This is a genomic window from Moorena sp. (assembly GCF_982860115.1).
Genome location: NZ_CEYLVT010000226.1, coordinates 1 through 12,212, shown reverse-complemented (window position 1 = coordinate 12,212; position 12,212 = coordinate 1). Strand labels below are relative to the sequence as shown.

9 protein-coding genes are annotated in these 12,212 nt (G+C 44.3%); 6 read left to right on the top strand and 3 right to left on the bottom strand.

Features of this window, described 5'->3' with window-relative positions; translation table 11 throughout:
• Nucleotides 1–255 precede the first annotated feature (255 nt).
• The 3 genes from AC4II3_RS26785 to AC4II3_RS26775 all read right to left on the bottom strand — a co-directional run bounded on the left by AC4II3_RS26785 (nt 256) and on the right by AC4II3_RS26775 (nt 3,268).
• A complete protein-coding gene (locus tag AC4II3_RS26785; protein WP_488013502.1) occupies nt 256–1,332 on the bottom strand; it encodes a glycosyltransferase family 4 protein in 1,077 nt (358 codons plus the stop codon).
• 49 nt (nt 1,333–1,381) lie between these two features.
• Nucleotides 1,382–1,753, bottom strand: coding sequence for a hypothetical protein (locus AC4II3_RS26780; RefSeq protein ID WP_488013500.1), 372 nt, complete (start codon nt 1,751–1,753; stop codon nt 1,382–1,384).
• Between the two features lie 75 nt (nt 1,754–1,828).
• Nucleotides 1,829–3,268, bottom strand: coding sequence for a hypothetical protein (locus tag AC4II3_RS26775; RefSeq protein WP_488013499.1), 1,440 nt, complete (start codon nt 3,266–3,268; stop codon nt 1,829–1,831).
• A 598-nt stretch (nt 3,269–3,866) separates the two neighbouring features.
• On the opposite strand from AC4II3_RS26775, the gene AC4II3_RS26770 reads away from it, so the two are divergent.
• The 6 genes from AC4II3_RS26770 to AC4II3_RS26745 all read left to right on the top strand — a co-directional run bounded on the left by AC4II3_RS26770 (nt 3,867) and on the right by AC4II3_RS26745 (nt 12,039).
• On the top strand, nt 3,867–4,109 hold the full coding sequence (locus AC4II3_RS26770) for a hypothetical protein (RefSeq protein ID WP_488013497.1): 243 nt from the start codon (nt 3,867–3,869) through the stop codon (nt 4,107–4,109).
• A gap of 797 nt (nt 4,110–4,906) precedes the next feature.
• Nucleotides 4,907–5,041 carry a hypothetical protein gene (locus AC4II3_RS26765; protein ID WP_488013495.1) on the top strand — a complete coding sequence of 45 codons (135 nt, stop codon included), beginning with the start codon at nt 4,907–4,909 and terminating at the stop codon, nt 5,039–5,041.
• A 33-nt stretch (nt 5,042–5,074) separates the two neighbouring features.
• Complete coding sequence (locus tag AC4II3_RS26760) at nt 5,075–7,432, top strand: SLBB domain-containing protein (protein WP_488013493.1); 2,358 nt, start codon at nt 5,075–5,077, stop codon at nt 7,430–7,432.
• A gap of 340 nt (nt 7,433–7,772) precedes the next feature.
• Nucleotides 7,773–10,025, top strand: a complete 2,253-nt coding sequence (locus tag AC4II3_RS26755) for a GumC family protein (RefSeq protein ID WP_488013491.1) — start codon at nt 7,773–7,775, stop codon at nt 10,023–10,025.
• A 71-nt stretch (nt 10,026–10,096) separates the two neighbouring features.
• Complete coding sequence (locus AC4II3_RS26750; protein WP_488013489.1) at nt 10,097–11,464, top strand: metallophosphoesterase family protein; 1,368 nt, start codon at nt 10,097–10,099, stop codon at nt 11,462–11,464.
• 62 nt (nt 11,465–11,526) lie between these two features.
• Nucleotides 11,527–12,039, top strand: a complete 513-nt coding sequence (locus AC4II3_RS26745; RefSeq protein WP_488013487.1) for a hypothetical protein — start codon at nt 11,527–11,529, stop codon at nt 12,037–12,039.
• The last annotated feature ends 173 nt before the right edge of the window (nt 12,040–12,212 follow it).

Sequence of the window (12,212 nt, the reverse complement as noted above, 5' to 3'; positions counted from 1 at the left end):
AATCGGAACCCACCCCTAACCCCTCCCAGGAGGGGAACGGGAATCGGGAATCGGAGCTTTGGGGAAGGGGCGCGCGGAGATAGCGCGCGGAGTATGGGGAGATGGCCATCTGGCCATCTCCCCAGCCACGTTTACAATTCATATGTAATTTAGATGTATAGCAATTTTTGTACTTATGAGGTACAAAGAATTTTTTTCGGACTCCCCCCTTTTCGGCGCTATTCCCCCCTTATTAAGGGGGGATCCCAATTCTCCCTACTCCCCACTCCCTACTCCCTCTTTCATTGAAGAGCCATCAACAGACTCCCATGCTCTCCAAATTACCAATCCCAGTAAAATCGTTGTACTACCGACAATTACTGGACTGCGAGGAAACTCAACACAGACTAAAGCTAAACTGCCCACCCATAAGGTCAGGGCGTAAATCAGTAACACCGTTAGTCGATGAGACAAACCTGCTTTTAATAAACGATGATGGAGATGCCGTTGATCCGCCTGGAAAGGTGAGCTACGGTTATATAATCTCAGGATAATCACCGCAGACATATCTAAAAGGGGTACGGCCAAGACCAGCAAGGGTAAGAGCACTGTGGTAGCCACCGCCCCTTTCACCAATCCCATCACACTCAGGCTAGCGATAGTGAAACCGATGAAGTAGGAGCCACCATCTCCCATAAAAATTTGGGCTGGATTGAAGTTATAGTACAAAAATCCTAATAAACTCCCCACTAATGCCGCACTAATTAGTGCTGCCTCAGTTTCGCCCATGAACAAACTGAGCAGGAAAATCATCACCCCAGCAATACCAGCCACTCCTGAAGCCAAGCCATCCAGTCCATCAATCCAATTTATGGCATTGACAACCCCTGTTAGCCAAAAGATCGTAAGGGGTAAGCTCAGCCATCCTAAGTGGATTATTCCCAGTCCTGGCAGACTGACAACGCTAATCTCCAGCCCCATTTCCCAAGCGACACTAGCAACGACTGCTTGCAGTAACAAGCGCGTTAAGGGCGATAAACTCACCAAGTCGTCAGTGACGCCAATCAAGAAAAAGCAGAAACTGCCGAGAACAACTGCCCAAACCTCTGAAGAAACGCCAGGGGGAAAATTAGCCAACCCTCCTAGACTCCATACTAAAAACAGAGCCAGTAAGGTGCCAGCAGCAATAGAAATTCCCCCTAAACGCACCATTGGTTGTCGATGCACTTTCCGCTCGGCTGGTAAATCGGTGTACTGATACTTAATGGCAGCGGCTTTAACTATCGGAATAGTATTAAAAACAATTAAAGCGGCAACAATGAAGGCAACTACATAATATCCAGAGGAAACCATGGTGCAATGGCGTAAAAATTACCAGCTCTCAGAACTAAAATTTAGAGATTTACGGAAGGACAGGTGGCTCAGGAAGGCCTTCGACAACCTCAGCAGCTTCGGTTAGTAAGTCGCCCAACTCTGAACAATTAGACGCCGCACAAGCTTCTATCTCCCCGAAAAGCCGTTGAGCATTGTTGAAAAAATCAGTATACTGTTCGACTCCTTGTTCAACTCCTTGGCGGACTTGCTGGCGGATTGCCCGACGAGCCTGAAACTTAATAATTCGTGGTATTATCCCTGTAATGTTTGACTGGTTGATCAAAATACTCTCTGACGGCTCATTAGCACCAGCAGGCAAAACTGGAGCTAATCCCGCCGCCAAAGCAGTGATTGCCACAATACTGGCAGTTTTAGTTTTAATTGAGGGAATCAGTTTCATGATTTACTTGTGTGAATTTACCTCGGTGTAACCTGTTAGCTTGCCTTAACGGCAGTTGAGACCTAAACCGGAATCTTAGAAAATCAGATCCAACAGAGAGATAACATCCCCCACTGAGCCACCAACACCCATAACAAAACGGGCTCCGTCCCCTGCACCAGTAATATCTCTGACGGCGGGAGTAATTACGATAGGGATATTTTTAAACGGGGCAATGGATGCACCGATAGCTAAATCTTGTCCCGTCCACTCCGTAATTACATTTAGCCACGGGAGCACTCCCACACCTACACTACCAAAGACACCAATACCGTTTTCCTGATTAAATACTTTTTCTTCACTGCGAAACCGACCTGTACCAGCGCCCACAGTGACTACTGCCAGACCAAAAGGGTCATTAATGTTACGTCTGAGAGGAAGCACTTTGGTAACTGCGCCATAGTAGGTATCCTTGGAATCAATTGCTCCTCGTGCTCCTACTTCAATGATTCCTTCTCCTCCTACAGCAACACCCCATCCCCGATCAAATTGAGTGTGCAATTTAGCACTGATATTTCCACTGCCAAAGGATGCGCTATTACCAAAACTATTCATGGTATAGGAAACCTGTAAGCCCACTGAGTCCCTGGCGTCCCCAACACCAAAGCCAAATGCTAAGGTTCCATCCATACCACCTCCGATCAAACCACCCCTACCACCGCTATAGCGAGTGCGAGATTGAAAACCACCACCAACATAACCTTGGAAGTTATCAGCCCCAAATCCGGAGGGATTGGCAATGCTAAACCCTGGAGAAACTGTACGAGGCTTACGTGACTTAGTGGCTAATCGGTATAACTCTAGTCTCTTTTTGTACTCGCGGAGTTTCTCTTGAATTTCTGGAGAAATTGTAGAAGGGTTTGGAGATTCAGAGGAGTCAGTGGCGTCAGTGGCCTCACTAGGTTGAGACACTTGAGAAACTAGTGTGCTCGATACTGGCTGATAGGATGTATAGGATGATCGATAGCCTGGAGTAACCTCAGCACCACTGGTTCTAGAGTTTCCAGTCAAGGCTGAAGTAGACCCTAACCATGGACTAGAAAAACCCCTTCTGCTTGAGGTTAATCTCCCTGGAGTTATACCAGTTTCAGTGGTTACCTTGGGAACCGACTTAACTGGATAATTAACTGGATAATTAACGTGATTACCAGCAGCTCCCAAGACTGGAGTAGCGACCTTAGAGATGGCACCGAGGTGGTTAACTGGTTCTGGACTAGTTTTAATCTCACGGTTAGTAGTACTGAGCCCCACAGGAGTTGCTCCCAGCAGTACCTTTACCGATGGACTCTTAACAGTAGGATTAACAGTAGAAACAGAGGTTCCTAAATCCTTGTAGTTAGAGTATGAATTAGAGGCAGCGCGGTCTTGGGGGTTTCCCCCATGAGCGACTGCCGCAGTTGCTGAAGCTTGACCCCCTATAAACCAAGGAGTTAACACCGCAAAACTGTAGGTTGCAAGTTTGGAAATGTGAATCATGCCTTAAGCTGACTCTGAATTTGAGTGTCAGTCCGTAACGTTTAAATAATATAGGTGTGGTATAGCGTACTCCCAGAAAAAAGATGCAGGAATTAACCTAAGATGCACTCAAAACCTGTTAATCGAACAGAGCCGATTAGTTAGTGACTCTAGCAAGATAGTTTCTCCTCTTAGCTGATCAATAATCAACTCGATTTAGTTCTCGTATCACTTCTACCAACCTTGAAAATAACATCAGGAATAATTCCATCGTTGTATTTATTTAATTTCAAAGTTTTTTTTAAAAAACTATTATTATTGATGGTATTAATATATCTTGAATTTATAAATTAGTGGAGGTAAAAATTACTGAATTTTAGGGAGTAGGGAGTAGGGAGTAGGGAGTCAGGAGTCAAGAGTCAGGAGTCGGGGTAACAAACTTGAATATATCTCATAAGTATGGAAAACACTATATTTATTTGAACGCTATCAAATAAAAAAAAGGGAGTAGGGAGTAGAGACTAAGGCCATGGGCCACCCTACGCGAACGGAGTAGGAAGGCATCGCTCTTGTCTTTTACCTTTTGCCTAAAAAAAATCAGCAATTTCGCTGAATAATAATGAAAATTGCTATAGCGTTTATCTTAGCTATGAGGTACAAATTATTTTTTACCTCTTCCCTATTCCCTCTTCCCTATTCCCTCTTCCCTGCTCCATATTCGCTGCTCCATATTCGCTGCTCCCTGCTCCCTACTCCCTGCTCCCTACTCCCTGCTCCCTGCTCCCTAAAAACCATAAATTTGTACCTCACAAGTCGTAGAATTGCTATATTAGGTGTGCTTGACCTATTCGGATTCGATTAGTTAGTGACTGTAGGAATAACGTTTATTCTCTTACAGCGTTTTTCATAACTATTAGATGCGCTTGACCTTGGCGAATTTAATTCGCCACAAGTCGCACCTGAGGTAAACATAATTTTTCCCTATTCCCTGTTCCCTATTCCCTGTTCCCTGTTCCCTGTTCCCTGTTCCCTATTCCCTACTCCCTACTCCCTACTCCCTACTCCCTACTCCAGAAGAATCCTGTAGGGAATAATCCTGATAACTACCCTAAGAGCAGTATTAAGGATAGAGGTCTATTAACTTAGTCTATTAAGTTAGTTACCTGTCGGGGGGTTTTAGGGACTGAGGCCGTAGGCTACGCTTTGCGAACGGATCAGCAAAGAAGTAAAAAATCGGTGTGTTTACCTGATTAATACGAGAATTGCTATATATAGGGTTTCTAGGATTTATGAAGTATGCTTCTAAACCTAAAAGTCCCCCTTATTAAGGGGGATTTAGGGGGATCAATTTGTCCCTTATGGGATAGAGACTTGCTATAAGTAGTAACTATAAGCTGATCTCCATTTAAATTGGTTATTCCCCATTCCCTATTGCCTGTTTTCTTTGAGCAATTTAGGTATCCTAATCTAAATGGTGAACAGCTTAAAGTAACTATAAATTAACTATAAAGTAACTATAAATAGTGTTGAACATTCAAAAACTATTGGTAACAGCCAAGGTGCGCGCCTCCAAGGGAGCGAGGGATTGCTCGCGCCCTTGGGTCGCACCTCAACATTATTGCTAAGACAAAACTAACAGCTGCATCTCCTAAAAGTTATTTGACCTGGTGGGTGAAACGGGCATCAGGGGTGGAACAGGCATCTTGCCTGTATCCTCCCTTGGGGGGTCTGTCCCGATTCCCGATTCCCGACTCCCGACTCCCGATTCCCTACTCCCTACTCCCTACTCCCTAAATTGGAATTTGTTGAAGTCCATCAAATAATCCCATGTTTAAAGCCTTAGTACTGATTCCCGTGTCAGCCGCCGCTAGCTATTGTATAGGGTATGGGCTGAGTAATAATTGGAATTACAACGATCATCCGATTGTCCAACTGATTTCTGCTGATCAATCAAGATTCAATCTTGGCAATCTTGGCAATCTCGAAAATCTCGGCAATCTCGGCAATCTCGGCAATCTCGGAAAAAACGATACCAATCCCCAAGATTCAAAAACCATTAATAGACCACAACGGTTTCCTAAGGGAGAGTTTTCTCGGACCCCATCTCAGTTAGACCTAGGTAAGTCATGGCCAACCTCACTAGCGATTCCTGGAGAAACCGTTAGCCCACAAACCGTTGCAACCATTAAACCACCCCCCCTGCCTCCACCCCTTCCTAGGGTAACGGTTAGTCCGGCAGATATAGTACTACCGATTAAAATCCTACCGAGCAAAAAACTACAGATTAACCGTATTGTTGCTCGCTCTGTTGGCAGTGATTTGATCAAAATGCCATGGGAAACCGTGGAGCAACCTCCAGTAAAGGTACCCAAAAAACCGCCAGCTGAGATGATTGCCACCATCCCTAAGGTGAAAAAACTAAGCAAATCAAAGGTGCTAGCAAAGGCTAACACTACCAATCGACCTGTGATGAAATTAACCTTTAGATCAGACCTGAGGTTAGTTAATGGTTCATTTTTCGAGATTTCTAATCAACCAGAAGATGATGTCGAGCTAATCGTTGCTGATGCCAACTTAGCTGCTCCTGGGAAGTTAGCTATGCTTACCTTCAGGGAATCACTGCCGCCTAATGGTGAACAGCCCAGGGACATTGTACTTGCTTCGGCTATTTCTGAATCGACCATTGCTCAATTGGCTATTGCTCAATCTACACCAACATCTTCCCAGGGTCAGTCTTCTGAAGGTCAGTCCACAGACATGGTACCTTTACCGACCTTTGATCAACCTACCCAGACCCTACCATCCCCTCCAGGTCAGTCCACAGACATGGTACCTCTGCCCACCTTTGAGCAACCTACCCAAACAATACCATTCCCCAGTCTTCCTGACCTTACCACTCCTGCACCTCCTGTAGAGTCAGTTAGCCCTGTGATCGACCAGACCTATACCCTTGGTGCAGGGGATGTGATTCTAATTACTATTTTCAGGGTTCCGGAGTTTAGTGGCCAACAACAGGTTGGTGTGGATGGCTCTCTCAAGTTGCCCTTAGTGGGGAAACTGACCGTTGAGGGCATGACCTTAGAAGAAGCAGAATTTGCGATCGCAACTAAATATCAATCGGAATTGCGCTCTCCTGCCATCACCGTTAGTTTACTCCAAGCCCGTCCGTTACAAATCGCTATTTCCGGGGAAATTAAAAAACCAGGCTCCTACGTTTTACCCTTAATCAATAATATCCAGTTTCCCAGTATCGCTCAAGCGGTGCAGCTTGCTGGCGGGATGACCCAATCGGCGGATTTAGAGGCAGTCGAAATTCGGCGTACTCAACCTTCTGGTACCATCGATACTATTAGGGTTAATCTCTCACAACTGTTGCAAACTGGTGATTTGAGTCAAAACCTGATTTTGCGGGATGGGGATGTAATTATGGTTCCAGCCACCACTAAGGTGGACTTAGCCAAAACCGCTCAACTAGCAGCATCTAACCTAGCGAGCTCTGACACCATATCTGATGTGGCAGTGGTGGGGGAAGTCTTCCGACCAGGGGCTTACCGCTTAGGAGGAGGAGACAATGGCGCTAGTCGCCCCACCGTTAGTCAAGCGATTCAAACCGCTGGCGGGATTAAACCTTCAGCTAATGTCCGGCAAATTCAAGTGCGTCGTCCCACTCGCGATGGCACAGAACAGCTAATTGACATCAACCTCTGGAAATTATTACAAGAAGGGGACCTCAGCCAAGATGTGGCCTTGCAAAAAGGAGACACAGTCATTATTCCTGCTGTCACAGAAATCACTGCCGCAGAAGCTGCTCAAATTACCTCCACTAACCTTTCTCCCAATGTAATTCGCGTCAATGTTTCCGGAGAAGTGAAACAACCAGGAACAGTGGAAATCCCATCGAATACCACCCTTAATGAAGCGTTGCTTTCCGTAGGCGGATTTAATGAGCGCTCAGAAGAAGTGGTGGAGCTAATTCGTTTTAATCCTGATGGTAGCCTAAGCCGACGGGAAATCCAAGTCAATTTGAAGCAAGGACTTAATGACGAAACTAACCCTCTGCTATGGAACAACGATATTATCCTTGCTGGTCGCTCCCGTTCCGCCAGAATCACTGATAGCCTTTCCAATATTTTTGGTCCAGTTTTTCAATTTTTGCCTGCCTTACGTTCGTTGTTTGGTTTCTAGCATTTTAGGAGGGAGCAGGGAGCAGAGAAGAGGAAAAAGGGAATTTTTATTATTTATAAATATAATTTTTTGTATTAAAAATTTATGAAATTGAACTGATAGCAATTCTCATCATAAGGTAAACAATATTTTTTAGTACTCCCTACTCCCTACTCCCTAAAATCTAATATATAGCACTACGCATTTAGATTAAGACATTCCTAAACTCCGAAAATTAGTCATACATTACTTCTGACTTCTAACTTCTGAATTGCGCGTAGCGCTATATAACCGGTACCGACCAACTCTTATCTAGTCAACTTTTTTAGCATCTCCTTAATTAAACTGGAAGTAAAACTAAATGGTTAATAATTTTTCTCCCTCTCTTCTGCCAGTTGCCAGTAGTAACGGTAACTTTCCCCCTTTACCTCAAGGGTCACCATGGTTAGAACCAGATGATAGTGAATGGGATTTGCACCTTTGGCTTACGGTGCTGGAACGGCGAGGAATAGTCATTGTCGGGGTAGCAGTGACAGGGATGTCCTTCATCACCCCAATGACGTTAAATCAAGAGCCAATTTACGAAAGTAAATTTAAGCTTTTAGTAGAGCCAGTTAATGCTGACAATAACTTAGAAAATGTTACATCTTTTTTAGGTAACCAAAAGATTAAATCTGGTTTAGACTACGAAACCCAAATTGAAGTCCTACGTAGTCCTAAGCTAATGGAAAAAGTTATCGCAGAACTCCAAAAAACTTATCCCGAAATTGATTATTATTCTCTAATGCGGGATTTAAACATCACTCGCTTAGGGAACACTAAGATCTTGGAAATTAGCTACCAGGGAAAAGATCAGGATCAGATCCTGACTGTTTTAGACCAATTAGCCAAGGTATACCTGGAGTACTCCCTGGAAGAGCGCCAGACTAACTTAAAGCTAGGGATTCAATTCATTGAAAACCAGTTACCATCCTTACAAGCCAGGGTAAATCAACTCCAAAACCAATTACAAGTCTTTTTAGAGCAATATAAGTTTACTAACCCCCAAAGCCAAGCTCAACTAATCGCTTCTCAAATCGGCAGCTTGAAGCAGCAAAACTTAGCCCTTGAACAAGAATTAGTTCTAGCCCGTTCCTATCTTGCTTCTCTACAAGAAGAAACAGGAGCCCTGGCGGCTCTTGGTGATGCTCCACTCTATCAGCAAATAATTAGTCAGTTAAGAACTGTAGAAAGCCAAATCGCTGGGGAATTAACTCGCTTCCAACCCCAAAGCACGGCGATTCAACTTCTCCAAACTCAGCGGCAAAACCTCCTGCCAATCCTAGAGCAAGAAGCAGAGCGAGTGTTAAACTCCAAATTTGCAGAAGGTGTAACTGAAGTACAAAGGATTGAAACCAAACGTCAAACCTTATTCGTTGCCCAACAACAGCTAGACCAAGAGGCTCAACAAATACCTGCCTTAGCCAGACGATACGCCGAGTTACAGCGAGAAATACAAATTGCAACAGAAGCGTTAAATAAATTTGAGACTACTAAACAAAGCTTGAAAATTCAAGAAGCCCAAGAGGAGATTCCTTGGGAAGTGATTGAAGCCCCAGTTTGGGCAGAGAATCCCATCTCTCCTAATATCCCACGTAATTTAACCTTGGGAGCTGTAGCTACCATTCTGGTAGGCATTGGTTTTGCTTTGGTTTTAGAACGATTAGATAACGTTTATCACACTCTCGACGAACTAAAACAACAAACCAAACTCCCTGTATTAGGGACTATCCCCATTAATAAAAAACTACCAGGAGCCCCAACTACTAACTCCTTAGAAAAAGTAGGACGTTTCTTTTCTACACCCTTTACCTGGGTAATACCAGGTTTGAGAAAAAAATTAACGGCTTACAGCTATGGTGGAGACGCCCAATTTTCACACTTTTTGGAAGCCATACGAGTACTCAATACCAATATTCAATTACTCAGTTCAGACCGCCCAATCCATTCTGTGGCCATCAGTTCATCTACCCCTGGGGATGGTAAGTCAACCATTTCGCTTTTCCTGGCTCAAACAGCAGCAGCCATGGGAAAAAAGGTGTTACTAGTGGATGCGGATATGCGTAAACCCCAAGTTCATGCCAGATTGCAATTACCCAACTCGTTGGGATTAAGTAATTTAATTGCCCAAACCCGATCCCCTGAAGAGGTAATTAACGACCAGTTACCTATACCTGGCTTATCAGTCCTCACCGCAGGCAAAATTCCTCCAAACCCTACCAAACTACTCTCTTCCGAGAAAATGAAAGGATTGATCAAATATTTCGAGGAAATATTTGACCTAATTATTTATGATACTCCCCCAGTTTTGGGATTAGCAGATACTACCTTGCTTACTCCTAAAACCGATGGATTGATTCTGGTAACTCGCATTGAAAAAACAGAACGTTCTGCTCTGACCCAAGCTCTTGATAATCTGAAACTGTCTCGAGTTAACGTTTTAGGGATTGTTGCTAATGGTGTTCAAGGTGACGCTAATAGCCCTTACGCTTACTACAAAGAGGGTTACGGAAACAATCACAAAGAACAGGATTGGGAGGAGGAAGAGAAAGTTCCATCGACATTGTCCAAGTAAAAGGGAATCGGGAATCGGGAATCGGGAATCGGGAGCAATAAAATTTCCAATCTACCTCAGCTATTTTAAACATGCTATATGATCCACCTATTGCTACTAAAATCGCTACAATTAACCAGTGCTTATGCTGGGGTAATCCTGCGATTATCAAGGAGGGAATTGACCAAACTCAGTTAGTCCTTGATGATGGTCAAAATGAAGGTCAAGACTTTTCGTTTCTAGTCCTTGGGGATACTGATTCAGACACGAAATATGGAGAGAAGCTGCAAGCACAAATTGCTCAACAATTAGGTGAGCACATTGATACGTGTCGCTTTACCTTACACACAGGGGATCTGGTTTATCCCTTTGGGTCTGGTGAGTTTTATCTGGAGAAATTTCTTCAATTCTACCGAGAGGTTTTCGGTATTAGGAGTCCTGTCAAGAAAACTGACGCTACTCGACTAGTCTTTAATCACCCGATTTTACCTGTACCGGGAAATCATGATTACTATGACCTGACGTTTCTGCCGAGATTATTTGCTCAGTTAAGTTTACCTCTACGCCGTTGGTTAAAATCTAAGTTAGGGTTGAGCCTAGGTTGGGAAAGTTCTTACCAAGGCAAAGCCTATGCTCACGCTTTTCTTGATTGCTTGAGTCAGCCTCACAAGCGCCGTAATTTAGCTGAGTACCTCAACCAACACTATACGGCCAAGACCAAAACCGGAAGATGCCTGCGCTACCAACCTGGTCACTTTACCCGCCTACCAAATCGCTACTATACCTTTAGATATGGCGGCATTGACTTTTTTGCCCTTGATTCCAATACCTTTTGTAGTTCTGACTATTCGTCTAAACCTAAGGCTGGTCCTGACCGAGAGCAACTAGACTGGTTACAGCAACGGTTAATTGATTCTTGGCATGATTCTCAGGTAAGGGGACGAGTGATCTATCTTCATCACTCTCCCTATTCAACGGAAAAAAGCCGATGGGAGCAGCCAGATGCGATCGCAGTTCGTGGCCATTTACGCCAAGTATTGGATCAGGTGGCTGCTGCTATTGGTTCCCTACCGGAAAAACGGCCATTGGTAGATTTAATCTTAAGTGGACACGCCCATTGCTTTGAGCATTTGCGTACCCTTGATACTAAACATGCTGACTCCAATTTAAATTGGCTGGTCTGTGGCGGAAGTGGTGCTAGTTTGCGGGGTCAGCGCAAAGATGAGGTTGAAGTGATGGAAATTAGTCAGGGCGGTTATGTTCAAATGGTGGCGCGATCGCTTTTATTTATCGGACGCAAAGGTAAAGGCAGAACAGCCCGCTCTCCTCATACGTTCCTACGGATTGATGTACATAACGGTGTGCCCCCTAAGTTTGTAATTCGGCCATTTATAGTTGAGAAACTCAAGAATAAGTGGAGTAGTAGTGCTATCAAACCCTTTGTGCTCCAGAATCTCTAAACACTATGGAATTGAGAACTGCTATAGTATAATCCGTTGGTAGTCATAGGCCATAACAACAAATGAGTAAACTGCGCAACATACTAATGGGTGCTGGTATAGCAGCAGTCGGTGCGGTCGGAACTAAAATGGCTGTGGATTATTTCCGCAACCGTGATCAAGAAGAAGAGAGGGACGAAAGTGAAGGTGACGCAGAAGCTACCTCTCCCCAAGAAGTTGCCTACGCTATCGTACAAGACAGTTCTGTGCAAAACTTCTTGGATGTTAGCTTTGGAGCTCCTGGTCGTTATGTCCCCACTCGTGCGCCTAAAGTATTCGACTATCAGGACCAACAATATATGGTGATTTGGGCTTACGACAATCAGAAAGAAAAAAACCAAATGTTGGCGTTCATCTATACCGATGAGGGTCGTAAGATGGTAGCTAGCGTGGGATATACTGCTGACGCAACGGATTACAATATCAATTTAGACAGCACACCTTTCGCTGTTGAAGTGAATGGGGAACAAATTACCTCTGGTCAAGATCAAACTGGCGGAGCTGATGAAGTGGATTTTGTCCTAGCTGGTAGTTAAATCGGATTTTTGATTGGATAATCTCTGAATACTAAAAGCGATCGCTTGTCTAGGGTGATAAGCGATCGCTTTTAGTTAGCGATGCAGGTACACAGTACACAGGTAAAGAGGATTTTTTACTACTCCCTACTCCCTACTCCCTACTCCCTACTCCCTACTCCCTACTCCCTACT

Coding starts and splice junctions, on each gene's coding strand:
- AC4II3_RS26785 (WP_488013502.1), bottom strand. CDS start 1,332: ATGGTTTCCTCTGGATATTATGTAGTTGCCTTCATTGTTGCCGCTTTA.
- AC4II3_RS26780 (WP_488013500.1), bottom strand. CDS start 1,753: ATGAAACTGATTCCCTCAATTAAAACTAAAACTGCCAGTATTGTGGCA.
- AC4II3_RS26775 (WP_488013499.1), bottom strand. CDS start 3,268: ATGATTCACATTTCCAAACTTGCAACCTACAGTTTTGCGGTGTTAACT.
- AC4II3_RS26770 (WP_488013497.1), top strand. CDS start 3,867: ATGAAAATTGCTATAGCGTTTATCTTAGCTATGAGGTACAAATTATTT.
- AC4II3_RS26760 (WP_488013493.1), top strand. CDS start 5,075: ATGTTTAAAGCCTTAGTACTGATTCCCGTGTCAGCCGCCGCTAGCTAT.
- AC4II3_RS26755 (WP_488013491.1), top strand. CDS start 7,773: ATGGTTAATAATTTTTCTCCCTCTCTTCTGCCAGTTGCCAGTAGTAAC.
- AC4II3_RS26750 (WP_488013489.1), top strand. CDS start 10,097: ATGCTATATGATCCACCTATTGCTACTAAAATCGCTACAATTAACCAG.
- AC4II3_RS26745 (WP_488013487.1), top strand. CDS start 11,527: ATGAGTAAACTGCGCAACATACTAATGGGTGCTGGTATAGCAGCAGTC.